Source organism: Streptomyces axinellae (genome assembly GCF_039532135.1).
Taxonomy (GTDB): Bacteria; Actinomycetota; Actinomycetes; order Streptomycetales; family Streptomycetaceae; genus Streptomyces; species Streptomyces axinellae.
In genome coordinates this window covers 30,933-51,437 of record NZ_BAAARJ010000019.1, presented here as the reverse complement: position 1 = coordinate 51,437, position 20,505 = coordinate 30,933, and the positions used below count along the sequence as shown (strand labels likewise).

Here is a 20,505-nt window from a genome sequence, read left to right as displayed (position 1 = left end):
GGGAGGACGGTCACGCGGCGGTGCGCCAGGAGGTGAAGCGGCGCTCCAGGGCGACGAGGAACTGGTTGAAGGCCACGCCGAGCGCCGAGACGGTGAGGATTCCGGCGTACATCTGCGGGATGGCGAAGTTGAACTGGGAGTTGTTGATGAGGAAGCCCAGCCCGGCCTTGGCTCCGACCATCTCGGCGGCGACGAGGACGAGGATGGCGGTGCCCCCCGCGAGCCGGATGCCGGTGAAGACGGCGGGCACCGAGGCGGGCAGGATCACCTTCTGGAAGAGCCGCCAGGGCGGCAGGTCCATGCTCTGGGCGAGCTTGAGCAGCGTGGGGTCCACGGTGCGCACGGCGCTGATGGTGTTGAGCAGCACGGGCCAGGTGCACGCGTAGAGCACTATCGAGACCTTGGAGGTCTCGCCGATGCCGAGCAGCAGCACGAACACCGGCAACAGCGCGAGCGCCGCCGTGTTGCGGAAGACCTCCAGCAGCGGGCCGAGCAGATCGGCGACGCGCTTGTACCAGCCGATCAGCAGCCCCAGGGGCACCGCCAGCGCGACGGCCAGACCGAAGCCGCTGAGCGAGCGCACGAGGCTGGCCCGCGCGTCGTCCCAGAGCTGCCCGTCGGCGAGCAGCTCCCACCAGGCGACGGCGACCTCGGAGAACGGCGGCAGGAACACCCGGTCGGCCAGCCCGATGCGCGGCGCGGTCTCCCACAGCGCGAGCAGCACGAGAACCGCCACCGTACGGGTCAGCCCAGCGCCGGCCAGGCCGAGCAGGCGCCGCGCGGCGGAGGAACGCGAGGGCCTCTCGCCGGGCGGCCCGGACGGGTGTGCGTGCGGGGCGGCGGCCTCCTGATCGTCCGTACCGGTTCCGGTGTCGGGGCCGCTCCCGGTGCCGGGGTCGTGGTGGGTGAGCGTGGTACTCATACGGCGACCGCCTTCCGGTCCAGGGCCGGCCGCCCCAGCGCCGACCGCTCCAGTTCCTGGGCGCGGCTGATCTCGTCGTGCAGCAACTCCCAGACGCGGTGCCGGTATCCGGCGAACTCGCTGCTGGAGCGCGGATCGGCGCTGCCGGTACGGGCGCCGAGGCCGATGGGGACGCTCTCCTTGACCCGGCCGGGCCGGGAGGTGAGCACGGTGACGCGCTGCCCGAGCAGCACGGCCTCGTCGATGCTGTGGGTGATGAAGACGACGGTCTTGCCCGTGCGCTCCCACACCCGCAGCAGCTCGTCCTGCAAGGACTCGCGGGTCTGCGCGTCGAGCGCGCCGAACGGCTCGTCCATCAGCAGCACATCGGGGTCGTAGGCGAGGCTGCGGGCGATGGCGACGCGCTGTTTCATGCCGCCGGACAGCTCGTTCGGGTGCCGGTCCTCGAAGCCTTCGAGGCCGACGAGGGAGAGGAACTCCCGGGCCCGGCCGGCCCGTTCACCGCGCGGTATGCCGATCGCCTCCAGGCCGAACTCGACGTTGCCGCGCGCGGTGCGCCAGGGCAGCAGCGCGTACTGCTGGAAGACGGTGCCCCGGTCGCGGCCCGGACCGGTGACGGGCTCACCGTCCAGCAGGACGCGCCCCGAGGTGGGCCGGGTCAGGCCGCCCAGCAGGTCGAGCAGGGTGGATTTGCCGCAGCCGCTGGGCCCGACCAGGACGCTGAACTCGCCCTCGGCGATGTCGAGATCGATGTCCCGCAGTGCGGTGAAGTGCCCGTCGGCGGGGTCGGGGGAATCCCCGGCGGGGCGGGCGCGGGCAGCGGTGGCGCGGGCCTTGTGGCCGCGCCCGGTACGTACGGGGAAGGTCTTGCCGACCTTCTCGAAGCGGATCTTCGGGGCGATGGTCATCGGTTCAGCTCCCGGAACTGTGTCGGGCACGGACAGGGGCGCCGTCTCGGGCACGGGCATAGGCACGCTCCGCGGCGCCCTCGCGGCCCCGGGCGGGACGATCGGGGCGCGCGGGACGGGCGGGCGAGCGGTTGAACTCGTTCGTGTACATGTCGGAGATGCGCACGCGGCCGGGCTTGATGTCGCCGCGCTGCTCCAGCCAGCGCGACCACATCGACAGCTCACGCGGCACGATGCGCCCGCCCGCTTCGGGGACGCCGTAGCTGCGCCAGTAGCGCAGCGGCTCGGTGTCCTCGCTGCGGTCGCGGCGGCGCACGATGCGCACCATCCGTTCGACGACCTCCTCGCGCGGGGTGCGCCGCGACCAGTCCAGGGCACGCCCCACCCCGGTGATGAAGGCCCTGGCCGCACGGGGGTGCTGGTCCAGATAGCGGTCGGACATCACATAGGTGCCGGCGCTGAAGGTGCCCAGGAGGCGGTGGTCGTCGAACAGCGCCCGGATGCCGCCGTGTTCGAGGGCCTTGTCGCGGAGGATGTCGCTGAGGACGGCCACCTCTATCCGGCCCTGACGCAGCGCCTGTTCGGTGTTGACCGGCGGCAGTGCGATCCGCTCGACCTGCCCGAGTTCCCCGGTACCAAGGCCCTCGCGCTTGAGGTAGGTGTCGAGCATCGCCTCGGAGTGGCCGCCGAGGGTGTTCATGGCGACCTTCTTGCCCAGCAGGTCCCGGGCGGTGCGCACCGGGCTGTCCGCGCGGACGTAGAAGCCGCTGAAGCGCTTCTTGTCCACGCCGTAGTAGCTGATGACGGCCTTCACCGGGGCCTTCGCCGCGGCCATCCGGACGACCGCCCCGTTGAAGGCGCCGCCGAAGTCGGTGTCTCCGGCGGCGGCCGACTGGATGTCCTGCGGGCCGCTGGTGGTGTTGCCGACCCACTTGAGGGTGAGGCCGTCGAGGTAGCCGAGGTCCTCGGCCAGTTCGGCCGGGGTGACGACGCCTGCCCAGCCCTGGTAGCGGATGGTGCTCGCGGGTACCCCGGCCCGGCCGGAGGCCGTACCGCAGCTGACGGCGGTGGCGGCCAGCCCCGCCAGGGTGAGGAATTCCCGTCTGTGGAAAGGGCGCACGGGTGCCTTCCGTTGCGTAGCCGGAACGCGGGACCGAGGAACCGCGGGAACGGGGGACCGATGCGATACGGCCACGCGGCAACGAGCAGCGCGTCACCGCACGCTCGGGATCACCGGAGACCGGGAATACGAGAGGCGCGACGCGGATACGGGCTGCGGATACGGGGCCGCGGAAGAAACGCGGGGCGAAAACGGCATGCGCGGAATTCAGGCAGCCGTCATCGCGGCATGCCGCAGGCGGCGCTTACGTGAATGCTTGCGCGTTCCGGATTCGTTCCGTGCCGGATTCGTTCCGAATGCGTTCCGGGAGATTTCCGCGCGGCTGAACGGTCCTTGCGTGAGAAGGACTCGGTGAGGCCGCGGCGAATGACGTGAGCTGGGGCGCGCGTCAGGCGCGGACGGGGGCACAGATGGCGCTGGCGTGACGTCGCAGATCGACGTGCAGGCGCGCTACGAGATTCCTGTACTGACTCACATCACGAGAGCTTGCCAGCAATTGCGGGGGGCCGTCAACGCCCGCACCGGCAATCTCGTATGACGGACCGCGCAGCGGAACCGGGCCCCGCCGAATTGCCGTTCCGGAATTAGCCGGCGGTGAAGGTCGCGGGGCCGGTGCACCGCAGGCCGGGGCGCCGCAGACCGGCCCGGGGCACGCGAAGGCCCGCCGCGCCCCGTGGGGGGAGGGCACGGCGGGCCTGATGGTGCGCCTACCCGGAAATCGGCGGGTACGCACTCGTGATCTCGCGATGTGCCGAGCGGCACATCACTTCACGGCACGGAGCAGTTTGTTGGCGGTGCCCTTGGTGGGGTTGCTGATCGCACCGGCGGTGGCGCCCTTGGTGAGGCCCGCGGCGACCTGCGCCGGGGTGGCCGTCTTGTGCCCGCTGAGGTAGACGGCGGCGGCGCCGGCCACGTGCGGGGAGGCCATCGAGGTGCCCGACATGGTGGCGGTGCCGGTGTCGCTCTTGTTGCTGGCCGAGACGATATCGACGCCGGGCGCGTACAGGTCCACGAGCTTGCCGTAGTTGGAGAACTGCGCCTGCTTGTCGTTCTTGTCGCTGGCCGCGACCGTCAGCGCCTGGGGGACGCGGGCCGGGGAGGCGGTGGCGGCGTCGGCGCTCTCGTTCCCGGCGGAGACGGCGTAGGTGACGCCGGAGGCCACCGACCGCTTGACGGCGGAATCCAGCGCGGCGTCCTTGCCGCCGCCCAGGCTCATGTTGGCGACCGAGGGGCCCTTGTGGTGCTTGGTGACCCAGTCGACGCCCGCGACCGCCAGCGCGGTGGTGCCCGATCCCTTGTTGTCCAGCACCCGCACGGCCACGATCTTCGCCTTCTTGGCGACGCCGTACTTCGTGCCGGCGACGGTGCCCGCCACGTGGGTGCCGTGCCCGTTGCCGTCCTGCGCCGTCTTGTCCTTGTCCACGGCGTCGTAGCCGTAGGAGGCGCGCCCGCCGAAGTCCTTGTGGCTGATGCGTACGCCGGTGTCGATGACGTACGCGGTCACGCCCTTACCCGCGCCCGCCGGGTAGGTGTACTTCTTGTTCAGCTTCCGGGACTTCTGGTCGATGCGGTCCAGGCCCCAGGAGGGCGGGTCGGTCTGGGTCCCGGTGGTGTGGACGCGCTGGTTCTGGAAGACCTTGGCGACCTTGTCGTCCGCGGCCAGCCGACGGGCCTCCTGCTCGGTGAGCCCGGAGGCGTGGAAGCCGTTGACGGCCGAGGTGTAGGTGCGCTTGACCTTGCCGCCGTACTCCTTGGCCAGGCTCTTGCTGTCGCTCTCGGCCCGGATACCGGTGCTCTCGGTGCCGCCGCCCTTGAGCATCACGATGTAGCTGCCCTTGACCGCGTCCTTCGCGCCCGCCCCGATGACCGTGCCCTCGGCCGGGGCCGCCCCCGCGGGGAGGGCCAGAAGCGTGGCACCACCCGCGACGGCCACCGCCGCTCCGATGGCCAGGGATATCCGGCGCTTCTTGTTACGGGACACGTGAGTTGCCATGCCGAGGGAGCCTCTCGTGGAATGTGTGGGGGTGGAGTTGGGGGGTGGAGTTGGGGGGGTGGAGTTGGGGGGGTGGAGATGTGCGGGGAGCGCGATGATCCGTTCAAGGATTCGTTCGAAACCCTGGCGGATTGGCGCGCGCAGCTCAAGTTCTCCCGGCGGTTGTGATGTACGCAACGCGCCCGTGCTCGTCAAGACCGCCCAAACATGGCGGATTCCCGGACTCCGTTCAGGCGCCGAGGTGTTGGGCATGGTGGGCATGTCGGGCATTCGTGCGGTTCACACCGTTCATACCGCTCGTGATGCTCACGCCGCTCATGGCCTTCGCGCCGCTCGTACTGTTCGTACGGCCCTGTACGGGAAACCGCGCCGCTCCCCGTGCGGGAACGGCGCGGTCGGCGCGAACGCGTACGGACCGGCGCGCGGCGGCGCACGGTGCGCAGGGGGCCTACTTCACGACGCGCACCAGCTTGTTCGGGGTGCCCGAGGTCGCGTTGGAGATGGCGCCCGAGGTCGCCCCCTTGGTGAGCGCGGCGGCCACCTGGGCAGGGGTGGCCGTCTTGTGCTCGCCCAGGTAGACGGCCGCGGCACCCGAGACGTGCGGCGCGGCCATCGAGGTGCCCCAGCCCGCCATATAGGCGGTGTCGCTCTTGTTGCTGGCCGAGACGACGTCGATGCCCGGCGCGTAGAGATCGACGAGCTTGCCGTAGCTGGAGAAGCTGGTCTGCTTGTCCTTCTGGTCGCTCGCCGCGACGGTGATCGCCTCCGGGACGCGGGCCGGAGAACCGTTTCCGGCGTCGTCACTGCGGTTGCCCGCCGAAGCGACGCAGGTGATGCCGGACTTGACGGCGTTCTTGACCGCCGTGTCCACCGCGTAGTCTTGGAAGCCGCCGATGCTCATGTTGGCCACGGCCGGGCCCTTGCCCTTGGCGTGCGCGGTCATCCAGTCCAGGCCGGCGACGACATCCGCGTTGGTGCCCTTGTTGTCGTTGCCGAGCACGCGCACGGCCACGATCTTGGCCTTCTTGGCGATGCCGTACTTGGTGCCCGCGATGGTGCCCGACACGTGCGTGCCGTGGTTGGCGCCGTCCTGCGCCGTAGCGTCGTCGTCGCGCACGTCGTAGCCGTAGGAGGCGCGGCTCCCGAAGTCCTTGTGGCTGATGCGCACACCGCTGTCGATGACGTAGACGGTGACGCCCTTGCCCGCGCTGTCGGGGTAGCTGTACTTCTTGTTCAGCGTCCCGGACGCCTGGTCCACCCGGTCCTGGCCCCAGGAGGGCGGGTTGGTCTGGGTGGCCTGCCCGCTGAACTCCTTGGCCTGGACGACCTTGGCGACCTTGTCGTCGGCTGCCAGCCGCCTGGCCTCTTCGGCGGAGAGCCCCTTGGCGGAGTACCCCTTGAAGACCGACCGGTAGGTGTGCTCGACCTTGCCGCCGTACTCCGCGCTGAGGCTCTTGGCGTCGGCGGCGGCCCGCACGCCGGTGGCCTCGGGGCTGCCGCCCGCCGCGCTGCCGCCCTTGAGCAGCACGATGTAGTTGCCCTTGACGGCGCCCTTCGCGCCGGCCCCGAGGACGGTGCCTTCGGCGGGGGACGCGCCGGCGGGAAGCGTCAGCAAGGTCGCTCCTCCGGCGACGGCGACCGCCGCACCGACGGCGAGGGATATCCGGCGCTTCTTGTTACGGGACACATGGTTTGCCATGCCGAAGGGGCCTCCGAAGTGGACGGACGAAAGATCCCAGCGGGACCGGACCGAAACCCTGTCGGATTGCCGTGCACAGCTCAAGCGGGGTGAGCGACTGTGACGCTTACAACATCGAAAGGTGACATGAGACCCCGGCGAACCGGGAGAAATCACCACCCCACCAACAACTCCCGTCACAAGAACCCCACTTACGGAACGCCCCCTTCTCGACGAGACCCTCCGGCCCCCTCCTGACCTCTCCGGCCCCCTCCGGACAGAACCTCGGCCGAACACGCGGCGGGGCTGCGGACCCGGAACCGGTGCGGGCAGCACTCCGGAAGCGGTGCGCGCAGCACACGGCACACGGCGCTGGGCAAGCACCGTGCGGCATGGCACGATCGATCGGGTGACCAGCGGACCCGCCCCCGAGCAGCCGCCCCGCGATCTCGCGCGGCTGCGTGACCTCGCACGACTGCGCCGAGTGCGCGACCGCATCGACCGGGAGTACGCACAGCCGCTGGATGTCGAGGCGCTCGCCCGGGGGGCGAACATGTCCGCCGGGCACCTCAGCCGACAGTTCCGGATCGCCTACGGGGAGTCACCGTACGGCTATGTGATGACGCGGCGGATCGAGCGCGCGATGGCGCTGCTGCGCCGGGGCGACCTCAGCGTCACGGAGGTCTGCTTCGCGGTCGGCTGCTCGTCGCTGGGCACCTTCAGCACCCGCTTCAGCGAACTGGTCGGCGTGCCGCCCAGCGTCTACCGGCGCGAGGCGGCGTCGGCGACCGCGGGGATGCCCGCCTGTGTGGCGAAGCAGGTGACCAGACCGGTCAGGAATCGAGAAGCCGCCGCCACATAGCCGCGGCTACCGTGAACGCCATGGACATCACCATTCACACAAGCGTTCTCCCGCACGACGACCCCGACGCCTCCGTGGCCTTCTACCGCGACGCACTCGGCTTCGAGGTCCGCAGTGATGTCGGCAGCGGCACGATGCGCTGGATCACCGTCGGCCCCGCCGGACAGCCGGACACCTCCATCCTGCTGGCGCCGCCGGTCGCCGACCCCGGGGTGACCGACGACGAGCGCCGCACCATCACCGAGATGATGGCCAAGGGCACCTACGGCTGGATCCTCCTGGCCACCAAGGACCTCGACGGCACCTTCGAGAAGGTGCAGGCCGGCGATGTCGAAGTCATCCAGGAGCCGACGGAGCAGCCCTACGGCGTCCGCGACTGCGCCTTCCGCGACCCGGCCGGGAACCAGATCCGCATCCAGGAACTGCGCTGACCCCACGGCGGTCCCACCGGCTGTGCCTCGCCCCCGGCCCGGGGGCGAGGCACAGCGCAGGCACCCCCGGAACTGGGTGTTCAGCCGAGAAGACCAGCACGCGCGTGCGGGCATAAGCGCTCTCGTGCGGGTGCTGACGCCCGCGGTCCGGGCAGGCGCTCGCCTCGCCACCGCGCGCACGGCCAGAAGTTCGGGTACCGCCACCGGAGGACGCTCCTTGACGGGCGGACATTGCCGGTCACGGCACTAGCTCGTCAGCTCGATCAGGCGCTCGACGGTGCGCCAGTTGCGCCCCGTCATCGTCAGCCTCGGCCGTACGGCCGCCAGCGCGGCGGGCAGCTTGCTGCGGCCCATGCCGCCGGGGAAGTAGCAGTAGACGGCCCGGCCCACGTGCTGGAACACATCCGGCGCGTAGGCCGCGGCATCGACCCCGGCGAAGTGGCCGGGCGCCGGCTCCTCCTCGATGAACAGCACCAGCACCTTGGCCGGGTCCAGCTCCTTGACCTCAAGGGGGCAGGCGGCGGCGACGGCCCGCAGCTCGTCCGCGGTGCGCACCAGGCAGGGCACCGTGAAGCCGAAGTGCTCGGCCACGGCGCGCTCCAGGGTGGGCCCGGGGTCCGCTTCGGCGGTGCTGAAGACGGCGTTGCCGCTCTGCAAGTAGGTGCGCACATCACTCCAGCCCAGCCCGGTCATGACCGCACGCAGCTCGGCCATGGGGACCTTCTTGTGTCCCCCCACATTGATCCCGCGCAGCAGCGCCGCGTAGCTTGTCATGCCCGACAAGGTACGGGTCCTCCCACGCACCGGCCACCGGCCCCGCACCGGCGGAGCGGATTCTGGAACACCTGTGCTACGAGACGGGGCGGGAATCCGCCCAGAAGGATTCGAACTCCTCGCGGTAGACGGGCAGAAGTCCGCTCTCCGCCTCGTTCCGCCCCTTGTGCACCAGCTCCCGCCGGGCCCCGCGCAGCACGACGACCGGGGTCTCCATGCCGCGCGCGTGGCGCAGGTACGACTGGACGACGGCCAGGCCGTCGGCGCCGTCCGCGTCGACCATGTACGCGGTGAAGCGCGGCGTCTCGTCGAAGACGTGGATCTCGAAGGCGCCGGTGTCCCGCAGCCGCGAGCGGACCCGGCGCATGTGGAGGATGTTGGTCTCCACGGAGCGCGCCAGCTCCCCCTTCTTCAGGCCGAGTTCGCGCTCGCGGCGGCGCACCGCGCTGCTGGCCGGGTTCAGGAACAGCAGCCGCACCCGGCAGCCGGACTCGGCCAGCCGCACCAGGCGACGGCCGCTGTAGTTCTGCACCAGCAGGTTCAGCCCGATCCCGATGGCGTCCAGGCGGCGCGCGCCGCCGAACAGGTCCTCGGCGGGCAGCTGCCGCTGGAGTCGCACGCGGTCGGCGTGCACCCCGACGACGTCGGCGAAGCGGTCCCCCACCAGTTCCTCGACGGCATCGACCGGCAGCCGCTCGCCGGAGGGCGCGCCGTCCGCCGAGGCGCCCAGCAGTTCCAGCAGCCGGTGGCACATCCGCTCGGCCTGCGCGAGCACCGTCTCGGACAGCGCGCGGTTGCGGGCCACGGCGCTGCGCGCCACCTCCAGCTCGTCCAGGGCGAGTTCGACCTCGCGGCGGTCCTCGAAGTACGGCTCGAAGCACGGCCAGTGCTGCACCATCAGCTCGCGCAACTGCGGCAAAGTCAGGAACGAGAGGATGTTGTCGTCGGCGGGATCGAGCAGATAGCCCTTGCGGCGGCTGACCTCCCGTACGGCGACGGCCCGCTGCACCCACTCCTGGCCGGCCGGTCCGGCGGCGGCGATGACCCACTCCTCGCCGTGGACCGGCTCGTAGATGGGCCGCAGGACGGCGGCGACGACGGAGCGCGTGCGCTGCTCGACCAGATTCAGCCAGACATAGGCGCGGCCGGCGCGCTGCGCACGGGTGCGCACCTCCGCCCAGGCGTCCTCGCTCCAGCCCAGGTCGGCGCCGATCTCCATGGGGCGCGCCAGCGGGACGGTGCCCGGCTGGAGTCCGGCCCGCTCGCCCGGCCCGTCCGGCGGCTCACCGGCCGTGCCGGTCTCCCCGGCGACGCCGCCGTCCGGGCCCGGCCCCTCGCCACCGTCGCCTGGGGGGAGTTCAAGCCCGCCCGCGCCCAACTGCGCACCGCCTTCCACACACCGGTGTTCGATCAAGGAAGACTACTGCGGCCATACGGGCGGTGCACCCGGAACCCCTGTCAACTTCCGTCCCTGTTCTCCTCGCGCGGGGGAAGATGACTCCCGGGCCCACGGCACGGTTCACCGCGCGCGCGAGGCCGCCGCCACCGCACCGGGACGACAGCCACGAACCACCCGACAACCACGCAGAGCACGAAGACCACGACGACCGGGAAGAGACATTCCTATGCAGGTCTGGCCGGGACACGCGTATCCGCTGGGTGCCAACTACGACGGCGCCGGCACCAACTTCGCGGTCTTCTCCGAGGCCGCCGAGCGGGTCGAGCTGTGCCTGCTGCACGAGGACGGCTCGGAGACGGCGGTGGAACTGCGCGAGTCCGACGGGTTCGTGCGGCACGCCTACCTGCCGGGCGTGCTGCCCGGCCAGCGCTACGGCTTCCGCGTCCACGGCCCGTACACCCCCGAGAGCGGCCGGCGCTGCAACAGCGCCAAGCTGCTGCTGGACCCGTACGCGAAGGCCGTCAGCGGCGCCGTGGACTGGAACGAGGCGGTCTACGGCTACCACTTCGGCGACCCCGAGCGGCGCAACGACCTGGACTCCGCGCCGCACACGATGACTTCCGTGGTGATCAACCCGTACTTCGACTGGGGAGACGACCGCAGCCCCCGCACCGACTACCACCACACGGTGCTCTACGAGGCCCATGTGAAGGGCCTCACCATGCTCCACCCAGAGCTGCCCGGGGAGCTGCGCGGCACCTACGCGGCGCTCGCCCACCCGGCGGTCATCGGGCACCTGACGGATCTGGGGGTCACGGCGCTGGAGCTGATGCCGGTGCACCAGTTCGTCACCGACCACCGGCTCGCCGACCAGGGGCTGGTCAACTACTGGGGCTACAACACGATCGGGTTCTTCGCCCCGCACAACGCGTACGCCTCCTGGGGGGAGTGCGGGGAGCAGGTGCAGGAGTTCAAGCACGCGGTGCGCGCCCTGCACCAGGCGGGGATCGAGGTCATCCTCGACGTCGTCTACAACCACACGGCGGAAGGCAACCACCTCGGTCCCACGCTCTCCTTCCGGGGGCTCGACAACGCCTCGTACTACCGTCTGGCGGAGGATCCGCGCTACTACACGGACACGACCGGCACGGGGAATTCACTGCTCATGCGCAGCCCCCACGTGCTCCAGCTCATCATGGACTCGCTGCGCTACTGGGTGACCGAGATGCACGTGGACGGCTTCCGCTTCGACCTGGCGGCCACCCTCGCCCGGCAGTTCCACGAGGTGGACCGGCTCTCCTCGTTCTTCGACCTCGTCCAGCAGGACCCGGTCGTCAGCCGGGTCAAGCTGATCGCCGAGCCGTGGGACGTGGGCGAGGGCGGCTACCAGGTGGGCAACTTCCCGCCGCTGTGGACGGAGTGGAACGGGCGCTACCGCGACACCGTGCGCGACCTGTGGCGGGGCGAGCCGCGTACGCTCGCCGAGTTCGGCTCGCGGCTGACCGGCTCCTCGGACCTGTACCAGGACGACGGACGGCGCCCGCTGGCCTCCATCAACTTCGTCACCTGCCACGACGGTTTCACCCTGCGCGACCTGGTCTCCTACGACGAGAAGCACAACGAGGCCAACGGCGAGGGCAACAGCGACGGCGAGAGCCACAACCGCTCCTGGAACTGCGGGGCCGAAGGGGAGAGCGACGACCCCGGGATCCTGGCTCTGCGCCGCCGCCAGCAGCGCAACTTCATCGCCACCTTGCTGCTGTCCCAGGGCGTGCCCATGCTCGGCCACGGCGACGAGTTCGGCCGCACCCAGCGCGGCAACAACAACGCGTACTGCCAAGACAGCCCGCTCACCTGGGTGCGCTGGCCCGGCGGGATGCCCGCGGGGGCCGACGGAGAGGAGGCGGGCGCGGAGGGGCCCGACCAGGCGCTGTGCGAGTTCGTCCGCACGATGGTGTGGCTGCGCCGCGACCACCCCGTCTTCCGCCGCCGCCGCTTCTTCCACGGCCGCCCGAGCGAAGGCACCCGCGACGAACTGTCGGACATCGCGTGGTTCACGCCCGAGGGCGAGGAGATGAGCCCGGGGAACTGGCAGGAGGCCCAGGCCGGTTCCCTGACGGTCTTCCTCAACGGCGACGCGATCTCCGAGCCGGGCGAGCGGGGCGAGCGCATCACCGACGACTCGTTCCTGCTGCTGTTCAACGCCGAGAGCAAGCCCTTGGACTTCGTGATCCCGGCCGACCACGGCAGCGAGTGGGAGCTGCTCGTGAACACCGCCGAGGAGAGCGTCCACGCGGCGGGCGACCGGCCCACGGTCCCGGCCGCCGCCCGCCTCCCTCTCCCGCCCCGGACGATGGCCGTCCTGCGGCGCCCGCGGTAGCTCCGCGCGCGGGGGCCGTGGCGCCGCCCGGCCGTGCACGGCCGGGCGAGGCCGGGGCCGGGGGGCCAGGCTCAGTCCGTGCCGGACTCCATCGCGGCGCGGTCCAGCAGCGACTCCTCGGCCGTGGCCTCGCCACGGGAGGCGATCGCCTGGGCCTCGCCCACGTCCATGGCGCCGATCAGGCCGGTCGAGGCCGCCTGCGCGGCGCCGATCAGCTTCGGGTGGCCGGAGCCGACCATGCCCAGGCCCGCGTACTGCTCAAGCCGCTCGCGGGAGTCGGCGATGTCCAGGTTCCGCATGGTGAGCTGGCCGATCCGGTCCATCGGGCCGAACGCGGAGTCCTGGGTCCGCTCCATGGAGAGCTTGTCGGGGTGGTAGCTGAGCGTCGGGCCCCGGGTGTCGAGGATCGAGTAGTCCTCGCCGCGCCGCAGCCGCAGGGTCACCTCGCCGGTGATCGCCGCGCCGACCCAGCGCTGGAGCGACTCGCGCACCATCAGTGCCTGGGGGTCCAGCCAGCGGCCCTCGTACAGCAGCCGGCCCAGGCGCCGGCCCTCGTTGTGGTACGCGGCCACGGTGTCCTCGTTGTGGATGGCGTTGACCAGCCGCTCGTGGACGATGTGCAGCAGCGCCATGCCGGGTGCCTCGTAGATACCGCGGCTCTTGGCCTCGATGACCCGGTTCTCGATCTGGTCGGACATGCCCAGACCGTGCCGGCCGCCGATCGCGTTGGCCTCCATCACCAGCTCGACGGCCGAGCCGAACTCCTTGCCGTTGATGGTGACGGGGCGGCCCTGGTCGAAGCCGACCGTCACATCCTCCGCGGCGATCTCCACCTGGGGGTCCCAGAACCGCACGCCCATGATCGGCTCGACCGTCTCGATGCCGGTGTCGAGGTGCTCCAGGGTCTTGGCCTCGTGGGTGGCGCCCCAGATGTTGGCGTCCGTGGAGTACGCCTTCTCCGTCGAGTCCCGGTAGGGCAGCCCGTGCGCGAGCAGCCACTCCGACATCTCCTTGCGCCCGCCCAGCTCCGTGACGAAGTCGGCGTCCAGCCACGGCTTGTAGATCCGCAGGTGCGGGTTGGCGAGCAGCCCGTAGCGGTAGAACCGCTCGATGTCGTTGCCCTTGAAGGTGGAGCCGTCGCCCCAGATCTGCACCCGGTCCTCAAGCATGGCCCGCACCAGCAGCGTGCCGGTCACGGCGCGGCCCAGCGGCGTGGTGTTGAAGTAGGGACGCCCGCCGGACCTGATGTGGAACGCGCCGCACGCGAGCGCCGCCAGCCCTTCCTCGACCAGCGCGGCGCGGCAGTCGACGAGCCGGGTGATCTCGGCGCCGTAGGCGGAGGCACGGCCGGGCACGGACGCGATGTCGGGCTCGTCGTACTGGCCGATGTCGGCGGTGTACGTGCAGGGGATGGCGCCCTTGTCACGCATCCAGGCGACGGCGACCGAGGTGTCGAGCCCGCCGGAGAAGGCGATGCCGACGCGCTCGCCGGCGGGGAGGGAGGTGAGGACCTTGGACATAGTAAGAGTATGCAACACGCCGCATGGTCATGCAACAGGGGGGCGGAGGGCGGGCTGAGCGCACGAAAACGGCTCCACCGGGGTACCTACGTTCGCATGACACGTGAGGGCACCGCACCCGCACACCCCGGACCCTTCCCCGGCCCGTCCGGTACGCCGCACCCGCCCGGTCCTCCCGGCCCGCCCCACCGGCCCCACCCTCTACGGATCCCCGTCACCCCCACCGCGACCTACCGCCTCCAGCTCCAGCCCCGCTTCCCGTTCGCCGCCGCCGAGCGCGCCGTGCCCCACCTGGCCGAGCTGGGCGTCTCGCATCTGCACCTGTCCCCCGTGCTGACGGCGGTGCCGGGCTCCACCCACGGCTACGACCTCACCGACCACAGCACGGTGCGCGAGGAACTGGGCGGGGAGCGCGGATTGCGGGCGCTGTCGGCCACGGCCCGCGCGCACGGGCTGGGCCTCGTCCTGGACATCGTGCCGAACCATATGGCCGTGCCCGACGACCTGCGGCTGAACCGTCCGCTGTGGGAACTGCTGCGCGAGGGGCCCGCCTCACCGTGGGCCCACTGGTTCGACATCGACTGGGCCGCGGGCGGCGGGCGCGTCCTGCTGCCGGTGCTCGGGGAGCCGCTGCACGACGCGCTGCCCCGGATGCGGGTGGAGGGGGACACGCTGCGCTACGGGGAACTGGTCTTCCCGTTGCGCCCGGGTACCGAGCACCTGCCGCTGCCCGAGCTGTGCGCGGCACAGCACTACCGTCCGGCGTGGTGGCGGCTGGGCAGAACGGAGCTGAACTACCGCCGCTTCTTCACCATTTCGGGCCTCATCGGAGTGCGCGTGGAGGACCCGGCGGTCTTCACGGCGACCCACCACAAGGTGCTTCAGCTCCTCCACGAAGGCGTCGCCGACGGGCTGCGCGTCGATCACCCCGACGGCCTCGCGGACCCCGGCGGCTATCTGCTGCGGCTGCACGAGGCGAGCGGCGGGCGCTGGACGGTCGTGGAGAAGATCCTCGCCGACGGCGAGACCCTGCCCCCGTCCTGGCCCGTCGCCGGGACGACCGGCTACGACGCGCTGCGGCACCTGGACGGCCTGTTCACCGACCCGGCCGGGCACGCCCGGCTGAGCGAGGGGTTCCGCGCGTACACCGGGGCGCGCCCCGACCGGGGTGGCGAGTGGGCTTCGACGCTCAGGCGCTGCGCCCGGCACGTCGTCGTACACGATCTGGCGGCGGAGACGGAGCGGCTCACCCGCGCGGCCGTCCGCGCGTGCGCCGCCTCGCCCGCCCTCGCGCTGCGCGACCTCGCCCCCTGGACCCTGCGGACCGCGCTGCGCGAGATGCTCGTACGGCTGCCGGTCTACCGCCCGTACACCGCGCACGGCAGGGCGCCGGACGCGGGCGATGCCGCGCTGCTGGATCGGGCGGCGGAGGGGGCGCGCGGCGCGTTCCGGGTCCCGGCGGAGGCGGCGGCCGTCGATGCGGTGCGGGAGCTGGCGCTGGGCAGCGTGGCGGGTGGACCCGACGCCGCCGAGTTCCCCGCACGCTTCGCGCAGCTGTCCTCGGCGCTGCGCGCCAAGTCCCAGGAGGACGCCGCCTTCTACCGTCATGTGCCGCTGCTGTCGGCCTGCGAGGTCGGCGCGGAACCCGGGCGTCCGGCGGTGCCGCCCGAGGAGTTCCACGCCTACTGCGCGCACACGCAGCGGGCCTGGCCCACCGGTGGGACGGCGCTGTCCACGCACGACACCAAGCGCAGCGGCGACGCACGCGCGGCCCTCGCGGTGCTGAGCGAGTGCCCGCGCCTGTGGACCGGACTGCTCCGCGAGGCGGACGCGGACCCGGACCCCGGAGGGACCGGTGAGGCGACGGCGGAGGAGGCCGTCGCCCACGCCCCCGATCCGCACGTGGCCTGGACGTACTGGCAGACCGCGTTCGCGCTGGGCGCCCACCCGCCGCCGCCAGAACGGCTGGTGCCCGCGCTGCTGAAGGCCGTACGCGAGGCCGGGCTGCGCACCACCTGGACCGAGAGCGACCCCGCGTACGAGCGTGCCGTCACCCGCTTCGCCGAGGCCGCGGCCCGGGGCCCCGGCGCGCGTGCACTGGCCGCGCTGGCCGCAGACCTCGCGCCGTACGTGCGGGCCAACGTGCTCGGCGCCGCGCTGCTGCACCTGACGATGCCCGGTGTGCCCGACCTGTACCAGGACACCGATCGCGTCTACCGCGCACTCGTCGATCCCGACAACCGGTCCCCCGCGACGCTCGGCGGCAGCGACAGCGGCCCCGCCTCTGGCCCCGGCTCCGTGCCCGACACGGACGCCGACAAGGCGCGGCTGACGGCGGCGGCGCTGCGGCTGCGCGCCCGGCATCCCGAGCTGTTCGGGGAGACCGGGTGGTACGAGCCGGTGTGCGCGCGGGGCACGGCGGCCGGGCACTGTGTGGCGTTCGTTCGCTCCGGCGCCGTCCTCACCGCCGTCACCCGGCTGTCCCTGCGGCTGGCGCGGTCGGGCGGCTGGGGCGATGCCCGGCTCATCCTGCCCCCGGGCACCTGGTATGACCAACTGCCCCCGGGGACGGGCGTTTCCGGGCGGGCGCTGACCGGCGAGGTCCCCCTCGCGCGGCTCTTCGAGGCGGCCCCGGTCGCTCTCCTGGCCCGCACGGAACCGCCCGCCGGGACGCAGCCGCCCGCGGCCTCGTAGCCCGATGCCGGACCTCCTCTCAAAGCGCCGCGCACGCTCCGCAAAGCGCCGCGCACGCTCTTTAATGGGAAGCATGCTGTTCGAGGTGTGGGCACCACACGCGCAGACCGTCACGCTGCACATCGCACCCGGCCGCACCCACCACATGGGCCACTCCCCCACCCACCGTGACTGGTGGCAGGCGGAGGCCCCGGCCGGGGACGGCACCCGCTACGGCTTCGCGCTGGACGGCGATCCCGTGCTGCCCGACCCGCGCTCCCGCCGCCAGCCGGACGGGCCCGAGGGGCTGAGCGCGGTGGTGGACCACGACGCGTTCACCTGGCGGCACCCCTGGCGCGGGCTGCCGCTGCCCGGCGCCGTGCTCTACGAGCTGCACGTGGGCACCTTCACCCCCCAAGGCACCTTCGAGGCCGCCGCCGCACGGCTGGGGCACCTGGCGCAGCTGGGCATCACCCATGTCCAGCTGATGCCCGTCTGCCCGTTCCCCGGCACGCACGGCTGGGGCTACGACGGGGTGGCGCTGTGGGCGGTGCACGAGCCCTATGGCGGACCCCAGGGGCTGAAGCGGTTCGTGGACGCGGCGCACGGACACGGGCTCGGCGTCGTCCTCGACGTGGTACACAACCACCTCGGGCCGTCCGGCAACCATCTGCCCGCCTTCGGGCCGTACTTCACCGAGTCCCACCGGACGCCGTGGGGCGCGGCCGTCAACCTGGACGCGCCCGGCTCCGACGAGGTGCGCTCCCATCTCATCGGCAGCGCCCTGGCCTTCCTGCGCGACTACCAGCTCGACGGCCTGCGGCTGGATGCCGTGCACGCGCTGGCCGACACCCGCGCCGAGCACTTTCTCGCCGAACTGTCCGAAGCGGTGGACACCCTGGCCGCGCACAGCGGACGGCCCCTGTTCCTGATCGCCGAATCCGACCTCAACGACCCCCGCACCACGGCCCCGCGCAGCGCCAACGGGCACGGCCTGCACGCACAGTGGAACGACGACTTCCACCACGCCCTGCACACCGCGCTGACCGGCGAATCCCACGGCTACTACGCGGACTTCGCCGCCGACCCGCTCGCCGCGCTCGCCAAGACCCTGACCGGGGCCTTCTTCCACGACGGCGGGTACTCCACCTTCCGGGGGCGGCGGCACGGCCGCCCGCTGCTGCGCCCGGGGGCCGCCGCCGTGCCCGCGCACCGCTTCCTGGCGTACGCGCAGACCCACGACCAGATCGGCAACCGCGCCCTGGGCGAGCGGCCGGCGGCCCTGGCATCCCCGGGCGCGCTCGCCTGCGCTGCGGCGCTCGTGCTGCTCGCGCCCGGGACGCCGCAGCTGTTCATGGGCGAGGAGTGGGGCGCGCGCACCCCCTGGCAGTACTTCACCGACCACCAGGACCCCGAACTGGCGGAGGCCGTACGGCAGGGGCGGCGCCGGGAGTTCGCCGCGCACGGCTGGCAGGCGGAGTCGGTGCCCGACCCGCAGGACCCGGCGACCCGCGCCCGCTCGTGCCTGGAGTGGAGCGAGCCCGAACGCGCCCCGCACGCCCGGCTCCTGGAGTGGCACCGCACCCTGATCCGGCTGCGGCACGCCCACCCCGTGCTGGCGCACCTGCCGCTGGGCGAAGCGCGGGTGGAGCGCCCGGACGCGGCGGGGCAGGCGGCCGGAGAGCGCTGGCTGCTGCTGAGCAACGGCCCGCTGCACGTGGCCGTGAACCTGTCCCCGGGCCGTGCGGCCCGGCTGCCGCTGCCTTCCGCGCACGCGGTGCTGCTGGCGTCCTGGGATCCGGCGGCGCGGCTGGCGGACGGGGTCCTGCGCCTGCCGCCGGAGTCAGCGGCGGTGGTGCGGTAGCACGGCACGGCGGGCGGCCTGGGCCGCGGTGCGTGGGTGGTGCGAGCGAGAGCGGTCCGGGGCTCGTCCGGATCGTCACCTCTCCTTGAGGGTCCGGGCGGGAGCGTTCAGGGCCGGTCCGCGATCAGACCAGTGGCCGCCGGCTCCTCCTGGTCCGCGTGGGCCTGCCGCTGCGGGCCGCCCCGCTGCACCGGCTGCGTACCGGCGGGCACTTGCTGGATGCCTGATCCGGCGCCCGAGCCGGTGGAGGACGGCAGGAACGCGGCGATCGCCAGGCCGACGACGGCGGCCCCGGCGGCGATCAGGAACGCGGTGCGGAAGCCGTCCAGGTCGGGCACCCGCGTCGGGCCGAGCGGGCTGGTCATCTTGGCGAGGACGACGCCCACGACGGCGCTGGAGGTGGAGGTGCCGATCGAACGCATCAGCGTGTTCAGGCCGTTGGCGGCCCCCGACTCGGACGGATCGACGGCGCCGAGGATCAGCGCGGGCATCGCGGAGTAGGCGATCCCGATGCCCACCCCGATCAGCACGGACAGCACCACGGTCTGCCACACCGCGCTCACCAGCAGCGTGCCCAGCAGGTAGGAGCCCGCGAGGATCACCAGACCGGTCATCAGCGACACCTTGGGCCCGCGCGCGGCGGACAGCCGGGCCGAGAAGGAGGAGACGAGCATCATCGCGACGCCCATCGGTGCCACGCACAGCCCGGATACGAGCATGGACTGGCCCAGCCCGTACCCCGTGGACCTGGGCAGCTGGAGGAGTTGCGGGAGGACGAGGGTGAGCGCGTAGAAGGCCAGCCCGACCATGATCGAGGCCAGGTTGGTGAGCAGTACCTGACGGCGGGCCGTCGTCCGCAGGTCCACCAGCGGGTCCTTCAGCCGCAGTTCGAGCAGCCCCCACAGCACGAAGATCACGACGGCGGCGCCGAACAGCCCCAGCACCAGCGGGCTGCCCCAGCCCCAGTCGCCGCCCTTGGAGATCGGCAGCAGCAGCGTCACCAGTCCCGCCGTCAGCCCGACGGTGCCGAGCACGTCGAAGCGGCCGGGGGTGCGCAGCGGCGACTCGGGCACCAGGACGCGGACGAGCGCCATGGCGAGCACTCCGATGCCGGCGGCGCCGAAGAAGAGGACGTGCCAGTCGGTGTACTGCGCGACATACGCGGCCAGCGGCATGCCCAGCGCACCGCCGACACCCAGCGAGGAACTCATGAACGCCATGGCCGAGCCGAGCCGTTCGGGCGGGAGTTCGTCCCGCATGATGCTGATGCCCAGCGGGATGGCCCCCATGGCGAACCCCTGCACGGCGCGCCCGGCGACCATCGGCACCAGGTCGGAGGTGAGGCCGCACATCAGGGAGCCCAGCACCATCAGCCCCAGGCTGACGAGCATGATCCGCCGCTTCCCGTACAGGTCGCCGAGCCTGCCCATGATCGGGGTCGCGACGGCGCCCGCCAACAGGGTGGAGGTGATCACCCACGAGGCGTTGGAGGTGGACGTGCCCAGGAGGGAGGGCAGTTGGGCGATGACGGGCACGATCAGCGTCTGCATCACGGCGACGGAGATGCCCCCGAAGGCCAGCACCGGCACGAGCCATCTGCCGCTCTGGCCCCCGCCCCCGCCGCCTTGCCGGGCCCCGCCCGCCGCCGTGCCTATGTGACTGGAAGCGTCAGTGGTCTCTCCCACGCTCTCCCCCACGCCCTTTCGCATTGTGCTGTTGTTTCCGGTGCTGTTGTTTCCGGTGCTGTTGTTTCGGGTGCTGTTGTTTCCGGTGGTTCCGGGTGGTTCCGGATGCTGTGCTGTGCCGGAGCACTCGTCCTTGTGAGGCTCACGTCCTCGCGGAGGTCACGCCGTTCCGAGGCGGTCGTGCCGCTGCCGCCGAGAAGCTCTCGGCCGGGGCCGGTTCCGGCGGCATGCCGCACACCGCGTCTCCGGCCGTGCGGCATGCCGCACACCACACACCGGGCGCCCCGCGTCCCGGC

At 72.1% G+C, this 20,505-nt stretch carries 15 protein-coding genes; 5 read left to right on the top strand and 10 right to left on the bottom strand.

From position 1 onward, the window contains the following. Positions 1–10: 10 nt before the first annotated feature. From ABD339_RS25745 to ABD339_RS25725, 6 genes are all read right to left on the bottom strand, one after another. Positions 11–922: an ABC transporter permease gene (locus tag ABD339_RS25745; protein WP_344569096.1), complete on the bottom strand. Its 912-nt coding sequence runs from the start codon at positions 920–922 to the stop codon at positions 11–13. Next, positions 919–1,824, bottom strand: coding sequence for an ABC transporter ATP-binding protein (locus ABD339_RS25740; RefSeq protein WP_425576098.1), 906 nt, complete (start codon positions 1,822–1,824; stop codon positions 919–921). Before ABD339_RS25740 ends, ABD339_RS25745 begins: the two co-directional genes overlap by 4 nt. A 10-nt stretch (positions 1,825–1,834) precedes the next feature. Beyond that, entirely contained in the window at positions 1,835–2,950 is a 1,116-nt protein-coding gene (locus tag ABD339_RS25735) for an ABC transporter substrate-binding protein (protein ID WP_344569093.1), read from the bottom strand. Between the two features lie 388 nt (positions 2,951–3,338). Continuing rightward, positions 3,339–3,425, bottom strand: a complete 87-nt coding sequence (locus tag ABD339_RS33880; protein WP_425576097.1) for a putative leader peptide — start codon at positions 3,423–3,425, stop codon at positions 3,339–3,341. A gap of 288 nt (positions 3,426–3,713) precedes the next feature. Further along, entirely contained in the window at positions 3,714–4,943 is a 1,230-nt protein-coding gene (locus tag ABD339_RS25730) for a S8 family peptidase (RefSeq protein ID WP_344569091.1), read from the bottom strand. Positions 4,944–5,391: 448 nt separating this feature from the next. After that, positions 5,392–6,642: a S8 family peptidase gene (locus ABD339_RS25725; RefSeq protein ID WP_344569089.1), complete on the bottom strand. Its 1,251-nt coding sequence runs from the start codon at positions 6,640–6,642 to the stop codon at positions 5,392–5,394. A 388-nt stretch (positions 6,643–7,030) separates the two neighbouring features. On the opposite strand from ABD339_RS25725, the gene ABD339_RS25720 reads away from it, so the two are divergent. Together ABD339_RS25720 and ABD339_RS25715 are read left to right on the top strand one after the other, a co-directional pair. Next, positions 7,031–7,483 carry a helix-turn-helix transcriptional regulator gene (locus ABD339_RS25720; RefSeq protein WP_344569087.1) on the top strand — a complete coding sequence of 151 codons (453 nt, stop codon included), beginning with the start codon at positions 7,031–7,033 and terminating at the stop codon, positions 7,481–7,483. Positions 7,484–7,503: 20 nt separating this feature from the next. Beyond that, the gene (locus tag ABD339_RS25715) at positions 7,504–7,914 is read left to right on the top strand and encodes a VOC family protein (RefSeq protein ID WP_344569085.1); all 411 of its coding nucleotides are present in this window, start codon (positions 7,504–7,506) and stop codon (positions 7,912–7,914) included. Between the two features lie 246 nt (positions 7,915–8,160). Here the strand turns inward: ABD339_RS25715 and ABD339_RS25710 are convergent, their stop codons facing one another. Both ABD339_RS25710 and ABD339_RS25705 read right to left on the bottom strand, forming a co-directional pair. After that, a complete protein-coding gene (locus ABD339_RS25710; protein ID WP_344569083.1) occupies positions 8,161–8,688 on the bottom strand; it encodes a DUF1697 domain-containing protein in 528 nt (175 codons plus the stop codon). Positions 8,689–8,764: 76 nt separating this feature from the next. Beyond that, positions 8,765–10,066, bottom strand: coding sequence for an SAV2148 family HEPN domain-containing protein (locus tag ABD339_RS25705; RefSeq protein ID WP_344569269.1), 1,302 nt, complete (start codon positions 10,064–10,066; stop codon positions 8,765–8,767). A 247-nt stretch (positions 10,067–10,313) separates the two neighbouring features. On the opposite strand from ABD339_RS25705, the gene glgX reads away from it, so the two are divergent. Beyond that, complete coding sequence (gene glgX / locus ABD339_RS25700; protein ID WP_344569081.1) at positions 10,314–12,467, top strand: glycogen debranching protein GlgX; 2,154 nt, start codon at positions 10,314–10,316, stop codon at positions 12,465–12,467. 71 nt (positions 12,468–12,538) lie between these two features. Here the strand turns inward: glgX and argG are convergent, their stop codons facing one another. Continuing rightward, entirely contained in the window at positions 12,539–13,987 is a 1,449-nt protein-coding gene (gene argG, locus ABD339_RS25695) for an argininosuccinate synthase (RefSeq protein ID WP_344569079.1), read from the bottom strand. 96 nt (positions 13,988–14,083) lie between these two features. On the opposite strand from argG, the gene treY reads away from it, so the two are divergent. Both treY and treZ read left to right on the top strand, forming a co-directional pair. Beyond that, positions 14,084–16,681: a malto-oligosyltrehalose synthase gene (gene treY, locus ABD339_RS25690; RefSeq protein WP_344569077.1), complete on the top strand. Its 2,598-nt coding sequence runs from the start codon at positions 14,084–14,086 to the stop codon at positions 16,679–16,681. A 73-nt stretch (positions 16,682–16,754) separates the two neighbouring features. Beyond that, positions 16,755–18,524 carry a malto-oligosyltrehalose trehalohydrolase gene (treZ, locus tag ABD339_RS25685; RefSeq protein WP_344569075.1) on the top strand — a complete coding sequence of 590 codons (1,770 nt, stop codon included), beginning with the start codon at positions 16,755–16,757 and terminating at the stop codon, positions 18,522–18,524. Between the two features lie 107 nt (positions 18,525–18,631). On the opposite strand, the gene ABD339_RS25680 is transcribed toward treZ, so the two are convergent. Further along, positions 18,632–20,233 (bottom strand): MFS transporter, encoded by a 1,602-nt coding sequence (locus ABD339_RS25680; protein ID WP_425576092.1) that lies wholly within the window; start codon positions 20,231–20,233, stop codon positions 18,632–18,634. Positions 20,234–20,505 lie beyond the last annotated feature (272 nt).

Coding starts and splice junctions, on each gene's coding strand:
- ABD339_RS25745 (WP_344569096.1), bottom strand. CDS start 922: ATGAGTACCACGCTCACCCACCACGACCCCGGCACCGGGAGCGGCCCC.
- ABD339_RS25730 (WP_344569091.1), bottom strand. CDS start 4,943: ATGGCAACTCACGTGTCCCGTAACAAGAAGCGCCGGATATCCCTGGCC.
- ABD339_RS25725 (WP_344569089.1), bottom strand. CDS start 6,642: ATGGCAAACCATGTGTCCCGTAACAAGAAGCGCCGGATATCCCTCGCC.
- ABD339_RS25715 (WP_344569085.1), top strand. CDS start 7,504: ATGGACATCACCATTCACACAAGCGTTCTCCCGCACGACGACCCCGAC.
- ABD339_RS25710 (WP_344569083.1), bottom strand. CDS start 8,688: ATGACAAGCTACGCGGCGCTGCTGCGCGGGATCAATGTGGGGGGACAC.
- glgX (WP_344569081.1), top strand. CDS start 10,314: ATGCAGGTCTGGCCGGGACACGCGTATCCGCTGGGTGCCAACTACGAC.
- argG (WP_344569079.1), bottom strand. CDS start 13,987: ATGTCCAAGGTCCTCACCTCCCTCCCCGCCGGCGAGCGCGTCGGCATC.
- treY (WP_344569077.1), top strand. CDS start 14,084: ATGACACGTGAGGGCACCGCACCCGCACACCCCGGACCCTTCCCCGGC.
- treZ (WP_344569075.1), top strand. CDS start 16,755: ATGCTGTTCGAGGTGTGGGCACCACACGCGCAGACCGTCACGCTGCAC.
- ABD339_RS25680 (WP_425576092.1), bottom strand. CDS start 20,233: ATGCGAAAGGGCGTGGGGGAGAGCGTGGGAGAGACCACTGACGCTTCC.